Source organism: Aquisphaera insulae (assembly GCF_011064615.1).
GTDB lineage: Bacteria > Planctomycetota > Planctomycetia > Isosphaerales > Isosphaeraceae > Aquisphaera > Aquisphaera insulae.
This window is the reverse complement of record NZ_JAALJH010000122.1, coordinates 1-21,213: the sequence shown is the minus strand read 5'-3', so window position 1 is coordinate 21,213 and position 21,213 is coordinate 1. Positions and strand designations below refer to the sequence as shown.

Here is a 21,213-nt window from a genome sequence, read left to right as displayed (position 1 = left end):
GCCCACGCCCGTGGATGGCGGATTTCCGAGCCCGGCGCGCGCTTCGGCCGGATGAGCCTCTTTAGATCCAGCGGTCGATGTTCGCGATCGTCCAGGGCGAGCGCTGGGGGCGAGTGAGCATGGCCGAGGCCGCGGGATCGCCGACGAAGTCCTCGGCGGCGGGGTCCCAGCGGAGCTTGCGGCCGAGCCGCATGGCGATGTTGCCCAGGTGGGCGATGGTGATCGTCCGATGGCCGATCTCGGCCGGGGCGTAGGTGGGCTTTCGGCTCTTGACGCAGTCGTAGAAGTTGCGGTGCTCGCCCCCGCGGTTGCCGTCGACGGCCATGACGATCTCGGAGGGGTGATAGACGTTGACCCGGGCCGGGTCGACCCTGGCCTCGAGGATGCCCGGGTCGCTCGCCTTGAGTGCCCCGCGCCAGCCCTCGGAGGAGATCCAGCCGTTGGTCCCCCTGAAGCGGATGTAGGCGTCCTCGCTCCGGACCGTCATGACGACGCCGTCGGCGTACTCGTATGTCAGATCGAAGGTTGGCGTTGTGTTGAAGGCGGCATCGAAGGGCGGGAAATCCCCCCGGCCGGCGACCGAGACGGCGCCGGTGTGCTCGGTGTCGTGGGCCCACTGGGCGAGGTCGATCATGTGGGCGCCCCAGTCGGTGAGGACGCCGCCGGAGAAGGCGAGGTTCCAGCGGAACGAGCCGTGGGTCCGGGCCGGGATGTAGGGCAGGTCCGGGGCCTGCCCCAGCCAGGTCTGGTAATCGAGCTCCGGCGGGACGGGCGCGGGGACGCGGTCGTTGAAGACGGCCCGATATTGCGGCCCGAGCCGGAGGTCGTTGTTGCCGGTGGGGAGGCCGACCTCGATCCGTTCGAGCTTGCCCAGGACGCCGCTGCGGACGAGCTCCGCCAGGCGGATGTAGACGTCGATCGAGCGGTTCTCGGAGGCGGTCTGGAAGATCCGGCGGTGGTCGGCGATCGCCCTGCAGAGGGCGACGCCCTCGGCGTGGAAGAGGGTGAGGGGCTTCTCGCAGATCACGTCCTTGCCGCACTTCGCGGCCATGATCGAGGGGATGACGTGCCAGTGGTCGGGGGTGTGATTGGAGACGACGTCCACGTCCTTGCGGAGGATCAGCTTGCGGAAGTCTCCGGTCGTCGCGCAAGGGATATAGCCCTTGCCGACGAGCGGGCCGTAGTGGTCGTCCACGGCCTTCCGCCCCTCGGCCAGGTGGTTGCGGTCGACGTCGCAGACGGCGACGACCTGGGCGTCCGGGCAGCGGAAGATCTGGGGCAGGTTCCAGTAGACGCCGTGGTTGCCGCAGCCGATCAGGCCGACGCGGATCCGCTCGCTGGGCGCCGCGAGCCCCCCGCGGCCGAGGGCCGTGGCGGGGATGAGGGTCGGGAAGCCGACGGCCGCGACGGCCGTGCGGGCCAGGAACTGTCGGCGGTTCGGACCGGGGAGAGGTGGCATGTCGGATACTCCTTCCACGTTGGCTCGCCGTCGCCTCGCGGCGGCTCAGGGCGCGGCCGGATCGTCGTCGACCCGTCGCCCCGGGCCACGGCGTCGTGGTTCCTCGGCGTGGACCGGTCGCGAGCCATGGCCCGCGGACGCCGATGTCATTGGACACCCTGTTCGGTCGCATGGCCAGGCCCCACCGGCCGCGAGCCCGGGAGGCGACGGGGCGTCGATGTCGCCCTCTCGCGCCGATTCCGTCAACATGGGTAGGGTGGCCGTCGCGACCGGGCCGGGAGCTGCCGGCGGCCCTGATTGCAGGGACGCGGACCTCGACATAGGCCCCCTCGGGGGCGAATGGCCGCTGCCCCGGGAGGAGATCCTCTTCGTCGCGTTCGCGGGGTGGGACGTCGCCGGGGCGAACTGGTTCGGCTATCCCGCCTTCGTCACGGGGCGGGCGGCCCGGAGGATTCGGCCCCGGTGCGATCGCGATCGCCCGCGGCCATTGACAACTCGGCGCGGAGCAACTCAAATGAGGCCATATTCTCCACGTCCCCGGATCCCCCTGGACCCGGGACGAATCGGGTCGCGAGGCATTGACGGGGACCAGGTCTGTGGCTTCGGCAGGACGGATGAGCGTGCTCCGATCGATCGGGGCCGCGTGTGCGACGGCGATGTGGCTGTCGGGCTGCGGCGAGGTCGAGCCGCTGCGTGCCGCCGGGTTCGCGATCCGGCCACCGGAGGCGTGGAAGGCGGAGGAGCCGACCCGATGGCTGGCGCCGGGGACGGCGCTGGCGGCCTGGTCGGGGCCGGACGGCTCGTCGCTGGTCGTCTATCGGACGCTCCCCGACCCGACCGCGTCGGCCGGGACCATCGCCGAGGCCCTAGCCAATCGGCTGGCGAATCTCCCCGGGCTGACGATGGCCGCGAACCGGACCGAGACGATTGCCGGGCAGCCCGCGGCGCGGGTGGAGGCCGTGGCGCCGGGCTCCGGCGCCTCCTTCGCGCCAAGCGGCATCGGCCGGCCGACGGCGAGGGAGGGAGAGACGCTCATCCCCACCCGCCGGGTCGTCGTGGGGTTCCCCCGCTCGGACGGCCCGGTCTTCCTCGCCTGGCACGCACCGGAGGGCGCGAGCCCCCGCCTGATGGCGGAGATCGACGCCACGCTCAAGGGGCTGGTGATCGCCCCGGAGTCGCGGCGATCGTCGCAGGGCTACTGATCCGAAACGGCCGATCCGATCTCGATCCCTTGATACACCCGATAGATCCCCTACTTCATCGATCGATCCGGACCAATCACGCCGGCGGCCCGGGGCCGGGCCGGCAAGGAGCCCGCCGATGTCCACCCCAGTCCCCACCCCGCGCGATCGCGCCGGGCGGGTCTACAAGCCCGCCATCGGCAAGGGGCTGCGGCCCCTGCTCTGGATCATCCTGGTCGGCTTCGCGCTGCTGGCGGCGAACGGGTTCTATCTCTCCAGCGTGACGGCGCTCACGTGGTACCTGGGCACCACGCAGCAGACGTTCTTCTACATGCTGATGGTGGCGCTCCACCTGTTCCTCGGGCTCGTCCTGGTCGTCCCGTTCCTGGCCTTCGGGGTGGCGCACCTGGTGACCTCGTGGAAGCGGCCCAACAGGGCGGCGGTGAACTACGGCCTGGTCCTCCTGGCCGCGGGCCTGGTCACGCTGATCTCCGGCTTCATCCTGGTCCGGATCGGCGGCTTCGAGGTCCGGGACCCGCGGGTCCGGAACGCCGGCTACTGGTTCCACGTCGTGGCGCCGTTCGCGGCGGTCGCGCTCTACGTCAAGCACCGGCTGGCCGGCCCGCTGATCCGCTGGCAATGGGCCCGACGGTTCGCGATCCCGGTCGTCGGGTTCGTCGCCGCCATGGGCCTGCTCCACTTCCAGGACCCGCGGACCTTCGGGGTGAAGGGGCCGAAGGAGGGGAAGGAGTACTTCTATCCCTCGGAGGCGGTCACGGCCAACGGCAAGTTCATCCCGGCGCAGACGCTGATGATGGACCGGTACTGCATCGACTGCCACCAGGACGCCTACAAGGGCTGGTTCCACTCGTCGCACCACTTCAGCTCGTTCAACAACAAGGCCTACCTGATGAGCGTCCGCGAGACGCGCAAGGTGGCGCTCGAGCGCGACGGCTCGACCCGGGCCGCCCGCTGGTGCGCGGGCTGCCACGACCCGGTGCCGTTCTTCTCCGGCGAGTTCGACGACCCGAACTACGACGACGTGAACAACCCGACCAGCCAGGCCGGCATCACCTGCACGGTCTGCCACGCGATCACGACCGTGAACAACACCCGGGGCAACGGGGCCTACACGATCGAGGAATCGGAGCATTACCCCTTCGCCTACAGCGACAACCCGCTCCTCAAATGGGTCAACTTCACGCTCGTGAAGGCGAAGCCGGAGATGCACAAGAAGACCTTCCTGAAGCCGATCATCCGCACCGCCGAATTCTGCTCGACCTGCCACAAGGTGGGCCTGCCGTTCGCGCTCAACCACTACAAGGACTTCGTCCGCGGGCAGGATCACTACAACACGTACCTGCTCTCCGGCGTCTCCGGCCACGGGGCGCGGAGCTTCTACTATCCGCCCGTGGCCAAGAGCAACTGCGCCGAGTGCCACATGGACCTGACGGCGTCGGCCGACTTCGGGGCCAAGGACTTCGACGGCAAGGGGCAGCGGCAGATCCACAACCACTTCTTCCCGAGCGCCAACACCGGCCTGGCCACGTTCCGCGGGGATGCGAAGGCGGTGGAGGAGCACACGAAGTTCCTCAAGGACAAGAAAGCCCGGATCGACGTCTTTGCCCTTCGTGAAGGGGGCGAGATCGACGGCAAGCTGATCGCGCCGCTCCGCCCGCAGTCGCCGGCGCTGAAGCCCGGCGGCAAGTACCTGGTGGAGGTCGTCGTCCGGACGCTCAACGTCGGCCACCCGCTCACCCAGGGGACCGTGGATTCGAACGAGCTCTGGGTGGAGCTAATCGCCCGCCAGGACGGCAAGGTCGTCGGCCGTTCCGGCGGGATCGGCGGGGACGGCGTGGTGGACCCGTTCTCGCATTTCATCAACGTGTACATGCTCGATCGCGACGGCAAGCGGATCGACCGGCGGAACCCGCAGGACATCTTCGTCCCGCTCTACAACAAGCAGATCCCCCCCGGCGCCGGGCAGGTCGTCCACTTCGCGCTCGAGGCCCCGAAGTCGACCGGGCCGGTCACGCTGGAGGCGAACCTCCGCTATCGCAAGTTCGACCGGACGTACATGGATTACGTCTTCGGCAAGGGGAAGGGACCGGCCATGCCGGTCGTGGACATGGCCTCGGACCGGGTGCAGGTCGCGATGGCCGGCGGCCCGGCCGCGGCCAACGAGCCGTCGCCGATCAAGGACGAGTGGCAGCGCTGGAATGACTACGGGATCGGCCTGCTCCTGGAAGGGAGCACCAAGGGGGGCCAGAAGGGCGAGCTGCGCCAGGCCGAGGAGGTCTTCCGCAAGGTCGCCGAGCTGGGCAAGGCCGACGGCTGGGTGAACCTGGGCCGCGTCTACCAGCGCGAGGGCCGGATCCACGAGGCGCTCGAGTCCCTGGAGAAGGCCGCGACCCACAAGGAGCCGGCCGCGCCCTGGGTGATCAACTGGCTGACCGGCCAGATCAACGCGGCCAACGGGCTGACCGAGGAGGCCATGGCCAGCTACGAATCCGTGCTGAAGACGAAGATCCCGGACCGGAAGTTCGACTTCGGCCTCGACTTCGTGGTCCTGGACGAGCTGGCGGCGAACCAGTACGCCATGGCCCGGGGGTTCCCGGTCGACGGCCCGGAGCGGAAGGAATGGCTGAAGAAGGCGATCGCGACCTACCACCGCAGCCTGGGCGTCGATTCCGAGGACATGACGGCCCATTACGGGCTCGGGCTGGCCTTCGGCGACCCCGCCTGGGGCAGCAGGCAGGCCGCCCCGCCGGCGGCTGCGAGCGAGGCCGGGACCCCCCCCGCCGTGACGCCGGAGGATCTCGCGAGGCTGGGCGGGGCCGTGGCCGACCCGAAACGCCCCGCGGCCGAGCGGAAGGAGCAGGCCGTCGAGCTGGCCCGCGCCGTGCAACGCTACATGAGGGAGCCCCGGCCGAAGTTCCAGTCCTTGCTGGAGCCGCTCCACGAGCTCTCGGCGACGCTCGGGCCGGCCTGGGAGCGCGAGGTCGACGGCGAGACCCAGGTGGCCGTCGGGCGGGTCCTCGAGGCCACGCACAAGGCGCTCCACGAGCGGCTCAAGCCGGATGAGACCGCGGAGGGGCGGGCCTTCGCCATCGCCCGCAGGGATAGCGCGGCGGCCAACATGAACGCCCAGTCGATCGTCATCCACCCGCTGAATCGCCCCGGCGCCCCGGGCCTCGACGTCCCCGCGGCGTCGGCCGCCGCCGCGGCGGCCTCGACGACCACCATGCCGACACACGCCCAGGAGGGAGGACAGTGACCGTGCCCCGAGATTTCCCGCGTGCCTCGCTCCCGAGCATCGCCGCCTTCGCCCTGATGATCGCCGCGGTCCTCGCCCCGACCGGCTGCGGCCCCGCGCCCGAGAAGGCGACCATCGCCGCGCCGGCGGCGCCCGTCCGCCCCCCCGAGGTGAAGGCGGAGGCCCTGCCCTCGGTCAGGTTCGTGGACGTGACGTCGGAGGCCGGCATCCGTTTCACCCACAACAACGGTGCCTTCGGCGACAAGCTGCTGCCGGAAACGATGGGCGCCGGCGTCGCCTTCCTCGATTACGACAACGACGGCGACCCCGACCTCCTCTTCGTCAACTCCTGCCCGTGGCCGGGCCACGAGGCTGCCACGCCTCCCACCCAGGCCCTCTACCGGAACGACGGCAAGGGGCACTTCGAGGACGTCACGAAGGCGGCCGGGCTCGACAAGTCCTTCTACGGCCAGGGCGTCGCCGTGGGCGACTACGACAACGACGGCGACCTGGACGTGTACATCACGGCCATCGGCGGGGGCCGCCTCTTTCGCAACGACGGCAAGGGGCACTTCGAGGACGTCACCGCGGCGGCCGGGGCGAAGGGGTCGAACGGCTGGCTCACCGGCGCGGCGTTCCTGGACGTGGAGAATGACGGCGATCTGGACCTCTTTCTTTGCAGTTACGTGACCTGGACCCCGGAGATCGACAAGGTCCAGGGCTTCCAGCTCACCGGCCTGGGGAGGGCGTACGGGCCGCCGACGTCGTTCAACGGCTCGCTCTGCACGCTGCTCCGCAACGACGGCGGCCGGTTCACGGACGTCAGCGAGGCGTCCGGCGTCCAGGTCCGCACGCCCGATCTGAAGGTGCCCCTGGGCAAGTCCCTGGGCGTGGCCCCCTTCGACGTGGACGGTGACGGCCTGGTCGACATCGCGGTGGCCAACGACACGGTCCAGAACTTCCTCTTCCACAACAAAGGAGGGGGCAAGTTCGAGGAGGTTGCGATCCTCTCGGGAGTGGCGTTCGACTCGACCGGCTCGCCGCGCGGCGGCATGGGCTGCGACTGGGGCTGCTTCGCCAACGACGAGCGGCTGGCACTGGCCGTCGGGAACTTCGCCAACGAGATGACCGCCCTCTATGTCTGCGACCGCACCGACAATATCCAGTTCTCCGACCTGGCGAACGTGTATGGCCTGGGCGCACCCACCCAGCCGCCGCTCAAGTTCGGCCTCTTCTTCTTCGACTACGACAACGACGGCCGGCTCGACCTGCTGTCGGCGAATGGCCACCTCGAACCGGAGATCTCCAAGGTCCAGGCGAGCGAGTCCTACGAGCAGCCGATGCAGCTCTTCTGGAACTCCGGCAAGCCCGGGCGCAAGATGTTCGTCAAGGTGGGGCCGGAGGCGGCGGGCCCGGACCTCTTCCGGCCGATGGTCGGGCGCGGCAGCGCGTATGCGGACATCGACCTCGATGGAGACCTGGACGTCGTGGTCGCGGTCAACAACGGCCCGGCTCGTCTCTTCCGCAACGAGGGGGGCAACTCCAACCGCTGGATCCGCGTCGCGCTGAGCGGGGACGGCAAGGCCTCCAACCGGTCCGCGATCGGCGCGAAGGTGGAGGTGAAGGTTGCCGGCCTGGATTGCCGCCGCCAGCTCTTCCCCTCCCGGAGCTACCTCTCGTCGGTGGAGTTGCCCCTGACCTTCGGCCTGGGTCGCGCGGAGAAGGCGGACGAGCTGATCGTGACCTGGCCGTCCGGCAAGACCACCGCATTGAAGGACCTGGCGGCCGGTAAGATTTACAAGATCGAGGAGGGCAAGCCCGGGCCGTGAGTCGGCGCCGAGCCGGCCTCGCTCGCCGATCCGACGGGTCGTTACGAACTTGCGGCTACCGGGGAGCACACCGCGATTCCGTTCGCTTGCCATGGCGCAGGGCGTGCTATAATTCCGTTCGAGTGGGGCCGGTGGACGCGGCTCTCGCTCCGGACCGTCGATGTCGAGATGTCCCTCACGGGCCCACTCGGCTCGCCACGCCCGCAAACCCGAAACTGGCAACCTTGAGAGTGCAACGACGGAGCGGTGCGCACGGCCGTGAATCCCCCTTGGCTCACGTGGGTTTCGCTCCCAGGACGAACACCGGGCGTCACCGCCCGATCGACCGCGACTCGACCCTGATTCGCTCCTGAGCCGATCGACCCCCTCGCGATCCGGGCATCCCCGGCAGGCCGTGTGACCGACCCCGTAGCGGGAGGACGGTCGAGCATGCGCCGCCTGGTTTCATCCCCCCTGGTATGGGCCTTCATGGCCGTGATGGCCTGGACCGCGGCCTCGCCCACCCTCCGGGCCTGGCCCGTCGAACCGGTCTCCGGCGCGGATACCCCGGAGGCCCCGAGTGCCACGGCGGCGCGCCCGGACGACGAGGTGGAGGCGTCGCTCCAGAAGGGCCTGGACCAGGAGCGGAAGCGGAACTGGGCGGGGGCCATCGACACCTATCGGAAATCCCTCGAGCGGTGGCCCAGCCGGGCGGAGTTCTCGCGGCGTCTTCGCCTCTGCGAGCTCCACTTCAAGCTCGCTCGACGCTACCAGGACGCCAGCTTTCGAAACGTGCTGCTGAAGCTGCCGACGGAGCAGGCCACCGAGCTCTACGCCGAGGTCCTGGAGCGAATCCAGGCCCATTACGTCGATCCCGTGCCCCTCGAGCCGCTGGTCCGCCACGGCCTCGATAACCTGGAGGTCGCCCTCCGCGACCCGAACTTCCTCCGCATCAACGTGGGCGAGCCGGCGCCGCAGAGGGTGGCGTGGCTCCGCGAACAGCTCCGGGAGCGGAGGGCCCACCTGGCCGTGGCGGATCGGAGCGTGGCCGCGCGGTGCGCCCTGGATGCGTGCGACCTCGCCCGCCAGGCGCTCGACATGGCCGCCACGCCGGTCCTCCTCGAGTTCACCTGCGGGGCCTGTGACGCCCTCGACGACTTCACGAGCTACCTCACGCCCGACAAGCTGGAGGACCTCTATGCGATGATCGACGGGAACTTCGTCGGCCTGGGCATCGAGCTGAAGAGCGACCCCCAGGGCTTGCGGCTCGTCGGCGTGATCCGCGGAGGCCCGGCCTGGGAGGCCGGCCTGATCGTGGGCGACCGGATCGCCGGCGTGGCGGGCCAGGCCGTCAAGGGCCTCAGCCTGGACGAGGCGGCCAACCGCCTCCAGGGCGCCGAGGGGACCACGATCGACCTCGAGATCCTCAAGAAAACGGGCGAACACCGATCGATCCGACTGGTGCGTCGGCACGTCGACGTGGAGAGCATCACCCGGGCCAAGATCATCGACCCGGCCGACGGGATCGGTTACGTGCAGCTCACGGGCTTCCAGAAGACCTCCACCGAGGAGCTCGATCAGGCGATCTCCGGCCTCCAGGCGCTGGGGATGCGGACGCTCGTGCTGGACCTCCGGGGCAATCCGGGCGGCCTGCTGAACGTGGCGGTGGAGATCGCCGACCGATTCCTCGACGAGGGCGTGATCGTCTCCACGCGGGGCCGCGCCAGCGGCCAGACCCAGGTCCTCCGCGCCGGCGGGCGGCCGCGTTGGCGTATGCCCATGTATGTCCTCGTGGATCATGACAGCGCCAGCGCCAGCGAGATCCTGGCCGGCGCGCTCCAGGACCATCGTCGGGCCGTGATCGTGGGCGAACGGAGCTACGGCAAGGGTTCGGTCCAGAGCATCTTCTCGCTCCGCTCCGCGCCCGCCGGGCTCAAGCTCACGACCGCGAAGTTCTACTCGCCGACGAATCGCCCCTACAGCGAGCAGGGGGTCTCTCCCGACCTGCCCGTGAAGGCCCGGATCGCCGCCAAGCCCGCCGCCGACTCCTCGAGCAAGGATGATGAGGACGGCCCGAACGATGCCGCCCTGGGCGATCCCAGCCTGGACCCGGTCCTCGCCGCGGCCGTCCGCGCCTCCAGGGGGGGGAGCCAGGCGGCCCGCTGAGCGATCCCTCGGATCCGGGGCGATTCGGCTGTTCGACATCGATCGGCGTCGATTAGGATCCTCCCTCGCAAGGCTCCGGTACGGCCGGGGCTCCCCGTCTCACGCCGGGCCGCCCTCGCGGCGACCACCCATCCAGGGAGTGACTGGCCATGGCCCATCCCGACAGCCGGGCAGCGGATCGTCGAGCCTTCATGCAAGCCGGGGCCGGTGTGATCGCCGCGGCCGGAGCCGGCATGGCGCCGGTCGCCGGCCATGTCGATGAAGCCCCCGCGATGCCGGCCCCGTTCCCGCGGCGCCGGCTCGGCAAGACAGATGTCAAGGTCACCATGCTGGAGCAGGGAACGGTGCTCGGGCCGGGCTTCGACCGGATCCTGCGGACCTCATATGCCGGCGGCGTCCGCGTCTTCGACACCGCCAAGGTCTACCGCTCCGAGCCGCTCTTCAAGAAGTGGTTCGCCCAGGCCCCCGAGGTGCGCAAGCAGATCTTCCTGGTGACCAAGGACATGGTCCGCACCCCCTCGCAGATGCTCACGACCGTGGACCAGCGGCTCGCCGACCTGGGGACCGATCAGATCGATCTGTATATGATCCACGGGCTCGGCGACGAGCACTCGCTGGACGCGGCCACCGCGATGGTCAAGGGCAAGGAGCTGGCCGAGACGGCCGACGCCCTGAGGAAGTCCGGCAAGGTCCGCTTCATCGGCTTCTCGACGCATCACAAGGACCGCGCGGCGATCCTCCAGGCCGCCGCGGAGGGAGGGATCGTCGACGCGATCATGCTCCAGTACCATCCCTGGCTCGACAAGGAATCGCCCCTCAATCGGGCCATCGACGCATGCTGGAAGAAGGACATCGGGCTGATCTCGATGAAGCAGATCGCCAGCCATCACTTCGGCGACGCACCGAAGGGGAACATCCTCGACGACGTCGTCGCCAAGGTCCCGCTGCTCAAGGAGCGTAAGCTCAGCCCCTTCCAGGGGCTGCTCCACGCCATCTGGTCCGACGAGCGGATCGCCTGCGTCTGCACGTCGATGCGGAACACCGACCAGATCCGCGAGAACATCGACGCCGCCCGCCGTTATGAGCCGGTGAAGGTCGCGGACATCGAGCGCCTGCGCGACGTGCTCCTGGCCGCGGGCCCCATCATGTGCGCGGACTGCGACGGCCGCTGCTCGGCCGCCGCGGGCACAACCGCGGAGCTGGGGAACATCACCCGATTCCTGACGTATCACGAGCATCACGGAGACCGCGCCGAGGCTCGCCGCCAGTTCGCCGGCCTTTCCGCCGAGGCTCGCAACTGGGACGGCGCGGACCTGGAAGCGGCCCGCGCCGCCTGCCCCAATCGACTCGACTTCGCCCGGCTCTTGCCGGAGGCGGAGCGGCTCCTCTCATGACTTGAGGGCGGACCTCGTCAATCCCCGATCTGGTCCAGGATCTGGAGCAGCTCTCGGGCTTCCTGGATGAGCATGGTCACGGACTCGTTCCCCTGGCCGGCGGCGGGTGTGCCGCTGCCGGCGGCCTGGGGGCGTGTCGCCGTGGCGGGATAGTTCGCCGCGACGGACTCCATGATCCGGCGGCTATCGTCCTTCATCTCCTGGGCGTGCCGGCGAAGCTCCTGGGCGGCGTCCGTGGACTCCGTCACCGATGCCGACGAAGTCAATCTACTCGAATCCAGGGCCTGTGACACACCGTGGTTCACCAGCTTTACCATGAGGGCATCAGCGGGCCCGGCGAACACCGTGGGAGAGCTCAGCACGTTCCCCGCAGTCTCGGGAGCGACCGCGGGCTTCCCTTCCGACAGGGCCTGGAGGATCCGCGCGTAGCTCTTCGCATGCGACAGGAAGCGATTGATCTCCGGGCTGCTGCCGGAAGTCGACTGGGCCGCCTTCTCGAAGAGCCTGTTGCTGGCTTCGAAGCCCTGCCGGGCCTGGCGTCGGAGATGATCCTTCGCGAAGGCCGCGACGGGATCCGGGCGGACGGCCGCAGGCTCGGCGGGAGCCGCCGCCCCCGCTGCCGCTGCAGCCGTCCGCTGTTCGACCTCGTTCCGGATCTGGCCGGCCGTCTTGCCGGACCCGTACGGCTCGACCGGGGAGGCGCCGGGAGCCTGGGACGCGGCCGCGGACCGGCGGACATCGGCGGCGTTGTTGCGTGCCTCGATCCCCCGAAGGGTCGGGGGGCGGTCGGTGGCCGACCCCTCGCGAGGGGCCGTGGCAGTGGGGGTCGATGCCGTATCCGTCGGGGACAGGTTGCTGCTTTCGATCGCCATCGAGAGGGCGTGTCCGATCACGACCCGGCTCCCAGGCCGGGGCGTACCCTGGGCCTCTCGAGTGGCCTGGCCGAAGGTCGGGCTTGATCCCGTGAGTGTTGCCATCCCAGCGGCGCAGAGTATCTCCAACACGGTCTTTCGCTGCATGTGAGCCCCCCTGGATTCTCATGTGTTGACTCTTATCGGGCGGAGACGTTCCGTCCGCGGAGGTCGGGCCGGCGTTTGGAGTCAGCGAGGCAAACGCAATGCCACGAGCCGCCTAACGGGCATGGCTTTGACGGATTAAGACGAGATGCCCCGACGTGCCTCCGGCGAGAAGATTCGTCACCCTGCTGCCGTCGATGCTCAGCGAGGCAGGGTGCTCGGCGTCGGGTGGAGCCTCAGATAGGGGACGAGGGCAATCGCGGTGCAGCAGGCGACCGAGAGGGCGACGCACAGATGGCCCAGCAGGCGAGACGCGTGGATTCCTGGCATGGCGCCGAACTCCCTCTCCAGGGGGAAGAGGATCCCATGGAGGGCGTGGAAGAGCAAGGATCCGAAGGTCGCCCCGATCGCCCCGGCGATCGCCGCCCTGACCGCACCCGCTCGCCCCGCCACCGCCAGGCCGAGCGCGGTTGCCGCCGCGGCGCCCACGGCGACGTAATCCGCCGTGTGAACGAACACGGGGATGGCCGGCCAGGGATTCGCGGATGGGACGCGCAGCAAGGTCGGCACGAGCAGCTCGGGGGATGCGACGCCGGCGGCAACCCCGAGGATCAGGCCCAGCGACGCGCCGCCAACGGCCCCGCGCGGGGTCCTGCGGGCCACCCCCCCCGCGGCCCCGGAGAGGAGGCCGAGGACACCCCCGAGGCACCCCATGCCGATCACCGCTTCTCGGAGCTCCTGCTCGTTGCGGCCGCCGATGAGCCGCGACATCGCCCCCATGTCTGCCGCCCGCTCGGTCGGCGTGGCGACGCGATCGAATCTCGTCCAGGCGTCCAGCACCGGCGAGAAGGACCAGCCCATGATCGCCCCGAGGAGGGCTGCGGCGATCGCGCCGATCCAGAGTCGCTCCGGGGACGAGCCGGAGAATCCCAGGACCGCCAGCAGCCCGTCCGCCTCGAGCCCGGGAGACACTCCCTGACGCGGGTTCCGATCCGAATTGACTCGGCTACGTCCCCCCGGACGGTCCATTTGCGAGCCCCCGCGACACGTCGGACGACCACGATCCTGAGAGCCGCAGACGAGGTACTCTCACCCCATGGATAATGATTATATTCCTCCGGCCCCGGCATTCCAATCGACAACGGATTTGCGCGCGTTGATTGTTTACTTGAATGAGTGTCGTCCTGCTTGCCGCGTGTCAAGGGCTCCTGCGCGGGGCCCGTCCAGTCTCCACGGGGAGGGGCCCCGAGGCGAGGCGTGGCTCGATCCGGAACGAGAAGACCCGCGAGATGGCCTGCCCGGGGAGCCCGGTATCGCGGGGCGGCCGTTCGGCGATCGCGCGGGCCTCGTTGACCCATGCTTGCAGGTCGAGGCCCAGGATCGAGTCGCCCGCCTCGGATCGAGCCGCCTCGATGAGATCCGCCGCGCGGGCGGCGTGGGTGCTCGCGCCCGCCGGCTGGCCTTCGCGGATCTTGACCCCGGCGGCGGCCAGCTTGATGAGTGCCTGGACGATGCGGGCGACCGGCCCTTTCCGACCGTGGGCGAGCCAGAGCGCCTCCCAGGCCTCGTGGGCTTCCCAGTAGTAACCGGCGTTGAATAGCTCGATGCCGCGGAGATAGGCCTCAGAAACTCTCCAGTCGTCAGCCACGATCGGCGGGACCTGCTCTCGCCCGGCACCCCATGAGTGGCCCTGGGGCGAGCCGGTCGGGTGGGGCCACGGGCCGCCCGGGACGTACGAATAGGGCGGCAGATCGGTCGGTTCCCGGGTGGACATGCGAGGGCGTCCTCCTGCTATCCTGGTCTCTTCATCCTCGCCCCGATCAACGCGGATCACGAGTCTCGTCGATGGCCATGAAAGTCGGCACCCCGAAGAATCGTCCCCTCGTCGTGATCAACGCCGTGGGACTCACCTCGAGATGGCTGGCACACGCCCCGAACCTCCGGGGCCTGGCGCAGGCGGGCTGGTCCCGGCCCCTCGAGGAGATCGTACCCGCGGTCACCTGCTCGGCCCAGGCGACCATGCTAACGGGGAAGCTCCCGCAGGAGCACGGCATCGTGGGGAACGGCTGGCTCTTTCGGGACACGGGCGAGGTCCGATTCTGGCAGCAGTCGAACGCCCTCCTCCAGGCCGAGCCGCTCTACACGACCGCCCGCCGGCTGGCGCGAGAGCGGGGCAAGGACTTCCGCGCGGCCAAGCTCTTCTGGTGGTTCAATCAGGGGGCGGACGTCGAGATCAGCGTCACCCCCAAGCCCTATTATGGGGCGGACGGCAACAAGGTCTTCGGCATCACCGGCGAGCCGGACGGTTGCTGCGACTGGCTCGAGAAGTCCCTGGGCAAGTTCCCCTTCCACACCTTCTGGGGGCCGGCCGCCGGCCTCCCCTGCACCGACTGGATCGCCCGAGCATCGGCGCTCGTCGTGGAGCGTGAGAGGCCGGACCTGACCCTCGTCTACCTGCCCCACCTCGACTACGATCCCCAGCGGTTCGGCCCGTCGGGCTCGGACATGCCCCGCCTCGTCGCCGAGTTGGACGCCGCCTGCGGCGTGCTGATCGACGCGGTCCACGACGCCGAGGGTACCGTCTGGGTCGTCAGCGAGTATGGCCATGGCGACGTCCGCCGGGCCGTGGCCCTGAACGGCGTACTGGCGGGACGGGGAGGGCTCTTGACCGTCCGCGACGGCCCATTCGGCCAGACCCTGGACACGTTCCGGAGCCGCGCGTTCGCCGTATGCGATCATCAAGTGGCTCATGTTTATGTGTCGAAAACGCAGCCGATCGAGCCCGTGATCGAACTCTTGCAGGCCGAGCCCGGCGTGGCCCGCGTGCTGGCCGGAGGCGAGCGAGCTGAGGTCGGCCTGGACCATCCTCGATCCGGCGAGCTCGTCGTGCTGGCGAGGCCGGACTCGTGGTTTGCCTACCCCTACTGGACCCGGGACGACGGCGCCCCGGATTTCGCCCGGACCGTGGACATCCACCGCAAGCCCGGTTACGACCCTTGCGAGCTCTTCCTGGACCCGAAGCTCTTCTGGCCGAAGGGGCGAGTAATCCGCAGGCTCATCCAGAAGAAGCTCGGGTTTCGCACCCTGTTCGACGTCATCCCCCTCGACCCGTCGATCGTCCGCGGCAGCCATGGCGTGCCGGCGCAGGCCGCGGTGGACAAGCCCGTGCTGATCGGCACGGGCCCGCCGCCGGATGGGGATGGACCGCTGGCGATGACGGCGGTGCATGGGTTGCTGATGCGGGCTCTCTTGCCGGAGTGACGCCGGATCGACGGGCCCCGTTCGAGGGCGGGAAGTCCCTGGCCCGGGAGTCTCCGTCGGGATGCGATGGCGGACTCGTCGTCCCCTGAAAGTTGATCGATCCTCCGCATGACGTCCATGATATCGAGACGGCTCCGAACCCCTCTACACCGACTCCGCGGCGACCTCGCCGGCCGCGGCGGACCTGAGTCGCGGCGGCTCCCACGCGGGCAGGTCGCAGAGGCCGCCGCCGCAGTAGATGTGGTGCCAGAGCTGAGTCGAGGCGACGCAGGTGAGGGCGACGTCGAAGATGAATCGCGCGGGGGTGATCCGCGGCAGGGTCGTCTGGAGCTTCCGCTGGGCGAGCACGCTCTCGACGTCGAAGAGCCCGGTGGCGCGGAGCGACTCGGGGCTGAGGAGCTGGTCGACCCAGGGGGGCCGCTGGGGGCCCAGGAACGTCTGGGCGAGGCTGGCCCGGAACATGGTCTTGGGGCGGTTGGCGATGGCCTTGGGCAGGATCCGCGCGGCGACCTGGCGGAGGATCCACTTCTCCGTCAGGCCCCGCAGCTTGTACTCCGGGGCGATGCCCGAGGCGAAGGCGATGACATCGTCGTCCAGGTACGGATAGCGCGATTCAACGGATGCATTCATGGCGATGCGGTCCCCCTTCGAGATCATCAGGAGGCCGGCGAGCATCACCTTGTAGCCGACGTAGAGCGACTGGTTGAGCGGGTGCCATTTCCTCATGCGGTCGGCCGCCGCGATGTCCAGGTCGGAGTAGGGGTCGTGATCGCCGAGCCGCTGCCACATCGAGGCGGAGTAGAGGATCGGCTTGGACTGGCTGATCATCTCGTACATGTCCTGCTGCGCGGGGCGAACGCCGCCGATCGCCTGCTCCGGCGGGATCATCATCCGGCGGCCGGCGACCGTCCAGGCGGCCAGGTTGCGGACGGCGCGAGGGATCGAGCGTCCGATCGCGCGGTAGGCCCCGTCGCGGAGCTTCTGGGACTTGTACCAGACATAGCCCGCGAGCGCCTCGTCGGCCCCTTCGCCGGTGAGGACCACCTTGTACCCCTGCCGGTGCACCGCCTGGGCCAGCCGCAGGAGCGCGGCGCACGAGGTGTCGAGCACCGGGCCCTCGGCGGCGAGGATCAGCTCCGGGAAGGTCGAGCCCAGGCTGCCGCGGTCCATCGTGACGGTCGTCAGGGGAGAGCCCATCACCCGGGCGGCCTCCTCCGAGTGCGCCCGCTCGTCCGGCCCGGCGCCGTCGAAGCCGATGGTGAACGCCGGGATCGGCTCGCCGCGATGCCGGCTGCAGAGCCCCAGGATGACCGTCGAGTCGAGCCCGCCGCTGATGTACGTGACGACCGGGACGTCGCTCCGCAGCCGCCTTTCCACGGCCTGGAGCAGCAGGCTTTCCAGCTCCTCCACCAGCGGGGCCGGGTCGGCGAGCCGGCGTTCCTGGCCGGCGTCGGGGAAGTCGAAATCCCAGTACGTCCGCCGCTCGACGCGGCCGTCGCGGACCCTCAGGTAATGGCCGGGGGGGATCGACCGAATGCCTTCGAAGAACGTCCGCGTCGTCCCCGCACAGAAGAACGTGAACAGATGATCGATACCGCGGACGTCCGGCCGGGCGGCGATCATCCCGGAGGCGAGGATCGCCTTGACCTCGGAGCCCCAGAGGAGCCAGCCGTCGACCTCCGCGTAGTAGAGGGGGCAGATGCCGACGCGGTCCCGGCCGAGGATCAGGGTCCGGCTCTTGCGGTCCCAGAGCGAGACCGCGAACTGGCCGCGGGCCTTCTCGAACATCCCCTCGCCGAGGTCTTCGTAGAGGTGGACCCACGCCTCGGTGTCGCAGCGGGTGGAGAGCGAATGGCCGCCCGCCAGCAGCTCGCGACGGAGTTCGGGATACTCGAAGAGCTCGCCGTTGAACGCGACCCAGATGGTCCGGTCCTCGTTCGGGATCGGCTGCCGGCCACCGGCCAGGTCGATGATCGAGAGGCGGCGTGCCCCCAGCGCCACGCCGGGCTCGATGTGGATCTGCTCGTCATCGGGCCCGCGATGGGCGATCGCGGCCGTCATCGCCAGCAGGCGGTCGGCGGGGAATTCACGCGTGCCCGTCAGGTCGATCGCGCCGGCGATGCCACACATGGGGAAACCTCAATGCTCGCGTCGGCCGGCCGTGGGAATTGCCGTGGGGACGGGGGATCATCGATGATAGGCCGAGACGTCCCACGCCGTGAAGGCCGGGCCCGTCGATCGGCCCCGCCTCCGATCCGGCCGGATCGTCGGGTCGGGTCAATCGAGGGCGAGCAGCTCGAGGAGCGCCAGCGAGGCCGCGGGGTCGCTCGCCGCCGGGCTCCGCCTGCGGGCCGCCTTGCGGTAGGCGATGCCCCCGAGGATGCCGATCAGGAATGTGCCGAAGCGGAAGACGATGCCGCGGCAGCCGAGTGGGACGTAGAATTCCACGACTTCGGTCCTCTCTGGGGATGGAGTGTGATCGGCGCGACCAGGACGGCCTGCTCGCGGTCGGCGTGGACGGGGACGCCGTGCCGGCCGTCGCAGATGCTGCTCTGGCCGGCGAAGCGATCGAGGATCGTCGCCCGGAGGACCGGGATGGTCGTCCTGGTCTCGCCGCACTGGTTGGCGAAGACCACCGGCACGCCCAGGTCCGCCGCGACCTTGGCCGGGATGGCATGGGAGAGCGGCCCGACGTGCCCCAGCAGCCAGTGCCGATGCCCGGTCTGCCGACAGGCGAAGTCCGGCCAGGCCGCCGAGACGACGGCCGCGTCGATCCGCCCGCGATAGTCCTCCCAGACGCGCCGGTAGATCATGTCCGCGCAGACCGCGAAGCCGATCCGCCCGAGCCGGGTCTTCACGACCAGGGGGGCCTTGCCGGGCCGGAATCGGAACCGCTCCCAGAAGACGAGGTTCCGCTTGCGGTAGACCTGCAGGTCCCCTTCGGGCGTGCAGACGGCCAGCGAATCGAACAGGTGCCTGCCGTCGCGCTCGACGAATCCGGCGGCGATGACCATCTTCCAGGCCCTGCTCCTCTGCCTCAGGTAGGACAGCGTCGGGCCGTCGACGGACTCGCTATGGGGGCCGAAGTCCGGGCAGAGGCTGTATCCCGTGTTGAAGAGCTCGGGCAGGGCCACGAGCTCCGCCCCCTGGCTCCTCGCGGAGCGGAGCAGCGCATCGGCCCGCTGGAGGTTGGAGTCCAGGTCGAGGATGTCGGAGGGCATCTGGATCGCGGCGGCCTGGATCTTCATTCGCGTTCGTCTCCCAACCGGTCGAGTGCGTCGAGGTGGTTGTCGACGGGCGGGCGGGGATCCGATGAACCCCGCTACCCTCTATGGATCGGCACGATCGGCTTGAACCTTGTTGAAAATTGGGGCCGTCCCGTCGAGGACGGCCGCGGCACCCGGCCCGCGTCGAGCACGGTTCACGGGACGCCAAACCAGCCCAGGATGCCCCCCCGCCTCGGCGGCGGCACGGCCTGGGACTCGCCCCGGAGCTGCTCCGCCCGGGCATGAAGGTCGTCGGTCCGGGGCGCCGTCGCCGGGGCCATCGCGTAGGTGAATTCCCGCTCGTCCCGGAGGTGGAAGGGGACGAGGTTCTCGCTGAAGAACTCGGTCACGATGTTGTCCCACCACGGGGCCTTCATCGGCTGGATGATCGTCCGCGTCTCATGGCCGTCGAGGATGAGCGTGAACTCGCGATCGCCGTAATAGGTGAACGACCGCGAGACGGGAGTCTGGCCGATCTCCTCACCATTGGCGATCACCAGCGCACCCGGCGGTTCGGTTCGCACCGTGTATCGCCGCTCCACGCAACCGGGAAATAGGGCCAGGGCCAGGACGACCAGCACGGTCCCCTCGGCTCGACGCATCCGGATCGAGATTCCCATCCGTGGTTCTCCCCACTCGCGATACGACATTTCGCTCCGCGACGCACCCACGCGGGACGCGACGCCAGGACCGGCGGACCGGTGCCGGTCCGGCCGCACGTCCGACGCGTCTCGTCCGGAGGTTCGCCGTGGATCGTCGAGGGGGAGGATCGGAGGTGCGCGAAATCCTGCGAGCGGCGGGATTGTAGCGACCTCGTCCCGGCCCGGCAAGACGGCTTGGCGCGTGACCCGCCCGGCGTCACGATGACAACTTCGGGGCCGGTCACGGTCCCTCGGCTCCGCGGGCCCGGCCCCCCCCTGGACGGCAACGACGCCATGAACATTCAAGTGCTCCGCGATCCCCCGGCTCGACTCGCCGCACCCTGGATCATCCTGCCGATCTTCGAGGATTCGCCCAACCCGCCCACGGGGGCGTCCGGGACCGGCCTCGCGTCGCTGGTCTCCCGGCTCCGGGAGCAGAAGGAGCTCAGCGGCTCGGTCGCCGAGCTGACCTCGATCCACGAGCCGGCCGGATTTGCCGCGGACTCGGCGCTCCTGGTGGGCCTCGGATCGCTCGAGAAGCTGAACCCCGGCGCGGCATTCTCGGCGGGGTACGCCGCCGCCAAGCGGCTGGCGGGCCAGGCCCGCGAACACGTCGTCCTGGGCCTCCCCGGCGCCATGGCGGACTTCCACGAACTGACGGTCTCGGCCCTCATCGAGGGGATCATCGTGGGGACCCAGGGGCCCGGGCTCCGGAAGGCGGATCCGGGGCGATTCGCGTTCGGCACGCTCCGCATCGCGCCGGAATATCCCGCGGATGAGGCCACCTTCGCGGGCATCGAGTCCTCCGTCCGTCGCGGCCAGGTCATCGGCGAGGCCATGAACTTCGCCCGCGAGCTGGTGAACACGCCCCCGTCGGACAAACGCCCCACCGCCCTGGCGGAGCGGATCCGCGACCATGTCCGAGAGGCCGGCGTCGCGGTCGAGATCTGGGACGGGGACCGCATCAGGGCCGAGCGATTCGGCGGCCTGCTCGGCGTCGCGGCGGGCTCCGAACATCCCCCCGCCGTCGTCATCCTCGAGTATCGGGGCGATGGCGATGCTCCCCCCCTGGCCCTGGTCGGCAAGGGCGTGACGTTCGACTCCGGCGGGCTCAGCCTCAAGCCCAGCGCCTCCATGGAAGACATGAAGTGCGACATGGCCGGCGCGGCGGCCGTCGCCGCGAGCATCCATGCCGCCGCTCTCCTGAAGCTTCCCGTGAACGTGACCGGATACATGGCCTTCTGCGAGAACATGACCGGCGGCGCGGCCATGAAGCTCGGGGACGTCCTGACGATCCGCGACGGCCATACCGTGGAGGTCCTCAACACCGACGCCGAGGGGCGCCTGATCCTCGCCGACGTCCTCAGCTACGCGGCCGAATCCCGCCCTTCCGCGATCGTCGACCTCGCCACCCTCACCGGGGCCTGCATGGTCGCCCTGGGGCTCCGGTATGCGGGCCTGTTCGGGACCGACGACGACCTCTGCGAGCGTCTCCTCCGCGCCGGTCGCGACACGGGCGAACGGGCCTGGCGGCTCCCCCTGGACGACGACTTCAAGGAGGGCCTCAAGTCGACCGTCGCCGACCTGAAGAACGTGGGGGGTAAGTGGGGCGGCGCCATCACCGCGGCGAAATTCCTGGAGCAATTCGTCGGAGGTCTTCCCTGGGCCCATCTGGACATCGCGGGGCCGGCGTGGAGCGACTCGGAATCCGGGACCAGGGACGCGGGCGGCACCGGTTGCTTCGTGCGGACCCTGGTGCGATACC

15 protein-coding genes are annotated in these 21,213 nt (G+C 69.7%); 7 read left to right on the top strand and 8 right to left on the bottom strand.

The features are described 5' to 3' along the window. Positions 1 to 61 precede the first annotated feature (61 nt). Entirely contained in the window at positions 62 to 1,459 is a 1,398-nt protein-coding gene (locus G6O54_RS33720) for a Gfo/Idh/MocA family protein (protein ID WP_165234231.1), read from the bottom strand. A gap of 620 nt (positions 1,460 to 2,079) precedes the next feature. Here G6O54_RS33720 and G6O54_RS33715 point away from each other — a divergent pair. The 5 genes from G6O54_RS33715 (at position 2,080) to G6O54_RS33695 (ending at position 11,264) form a co-directional block, all read left to right on the top strand. Further along, positions 2,080 to 2,661, top strand: a complete 582-nt coding sequence (locus G6O54_RS33715; RefSeq protein WP_165234227.1) for a hypothetical protein — start codon at positions 2,080 to 2,082, stop codon at positions 2,659 to 2,661. Positions 2,662 to 2,779: 118 nt separating this feature from the next. Next, complete coding sequence (locus tag G6O54_RS33710; RefSeq protein ID WP_165234224.1) at positions 2,780 to 5,917, top strand: multiheme c-type cytochrome; 3,138 nt, start codon at positions 2,780 to 2,782, stop codon at positions 5,915 to 5,917. After that, on the top strand, positions 5,914 to 7,725 hold the full coding sequence (locus G6O54_RS33705; protein WP_250847215.1) for a CRTAC1 family protein: 1,812 nt from the start codon (positions 5,914 to 5,916) through the stop codon (positions 7,723 to 7,725). The genes G6O54_RS33710 and G6O54_RS33705 overlap by 4 nt, the downstream gene beginning before the upstream one ends. Positions 7,726 to 8,154: 429 nt before the next feature. After that, the gene (locus tag G6O54_RS33700; protein WP_165234221.1) at positions 8,155 to 9,870 is read left to right on the top strand and encodes a S41 family peptidase; all 1,716 of its coding nucleotides are present in this window, start codon (positions 8,155 to 8,157) and stop codon (positions 9,868 to 9,870) included. Between the two features lie 149 nt (positions 9,871 to 10,019). After that, positions 10,020 to 11,264 carry an aldo/keto reductase gene (locus tag G6O54_RS33695; protein WP_165234218.1) on the top strand — a complete coding sequence of 415 codons (1,245 nt, stop codon included), beginning with the start codon at positions 10,020 to 10,022 and terminating at the stop codon, positions 11,262 to 11,264. A 17-nt stretch (positions 11,265 to 11,281) separates the two neighbouring features. On the opposite strand, the gene G6O54_RS33690 is transcribed toward G6O54_RS33695, so the two are convergent. From G6O54_RS33690 to G6O54_RS33680, 3 genes are all read right to left on the bottom strand, one after another. Further along, complete coding sequence (locus G6O54_RS33690; RefSeq protein WP_165234215.1) at positions 11,282 to 12,157, bottom strand: hypothetical protein; 876 nt, start codon at positions 12,155 to 12,157, stop codon at positions 11,282 to 11,284. Between the two features lie 324 nt (positions 12,158 to 12,481). Beyond that, positions 12,482 to 13,252 carry a hypothetical protein gene (locus G6O54_RS33685; RefSeq protein WP_165234212.1) on the bottom strand — a complete coding sequence of 257 codons (771 nt, stop codon included), beginning with the start codon at positions 13,250 to 13,252 and terminating at the stop codon, positions 12,482 to 12,484. A gap of 226 nt (positions 13,253 to 13,478) precedes the next feature. Next, positions 13,479 to 14,054 carry a DUF309 domain-containing protein gene (locus tag G6O54_RS33680; RefSeq protein WP_165234210.1) on the bottom strand — a complete coding sequence of 192 codons (576 nt, stop codon included), beginning with the start codon at positions 14,052 to 14,054 and terminating at the stop codon, positions 13,479 to 13,481. Positions 14,055 to 14,125: 71 nt separating this feature from the next. On the opposite strand from G6O54_RS33680, the gene G6O54_RS33675 reads away from it, so the two are divergent. Beyond that, entirely contained in the window at positions 14,126 to 15,541 is a 1,416-nt protein-coding gene (locus tag G6O54_RS33675; RefSeq protein ID WP_250847214.1) for an alkaline phosphatase family protein, read from the top strand. Positions 15,542 to 15,685: 144 nt separating this feature from the next. On the opposite strand, the gene asnB is transcribed toward G6O54_RS33675, so the two are convergent. The 4 genes from asnB to G6O54_RS33655 form a co-directional block, all read right to left on the bottom strand. Further along, positions 15,686 to 17,671 carry an asparagine synthase (glutamine-hydrolyzing) gene (asnB, locus tag G6O54_RS33670; RefSeq protein WP_165234207.1) on the bottom strand — a complete coding sequence of 662 codons (1,986 nt, stop codon included), beginning with the start codon at positions 17,669 to 17,671 and terminating at the stop codon, positions 15,686 to 15,688. Between the two features lie 147 nt (positions 17,672 to 17,818). Continuing rightward, complete coding sequence (locus tag G6O54_RS33665) at positions 17,819 to 17,989, bottom strand: hypothetical protein (RefSeq protein ID WP_165234204.1); 171 nt, start codon at positions 17,987 to 17,989, stop codon at positions 17,819 to 17,821. Next, positions 17,929 to 18,789 carry a carbon-nitrogen hydrolase family protein gene (locus G6O54_RS33660; RefSeq protein WP_165234200.1) on the bottom strand — a complete coding sequence of 287 codons (861 nt, stop codon included), beginning with the start codon at positions 18,787 to 18,789 and terminating at the stop codon, positions 17,929 to 17,931. Before G6O54_RS33660 ends, G6O54_RS33665 begins: the two co-directional genes overlap by 61 nt. Before the next feature lie 173 nt (positions 18,790 to 18,962). After that, a complete protein-coding gene (locus G6O54_RS33655) occupies positions 18,963 to 19,427 on the bottom strand; it encodes a PEGA domain-containing protein (protein WP_165234197.1) in 465 nt (154 codons plus the stop codon). 315 nt (positions 19,428 to 19,742) lie between these two features. Between G6O54_RS33655 and G6O54_RS33650 the strand changes: the two genes are divergently transcribed. After that, the coding region (locus G6O54_RS33650) for a leucyl aminopeptidase (RefSeq protein ID WP_165234194.1) at positions 19,743 to 21,213 on the top strand (1,471 nt) is incomplete at its 3' end.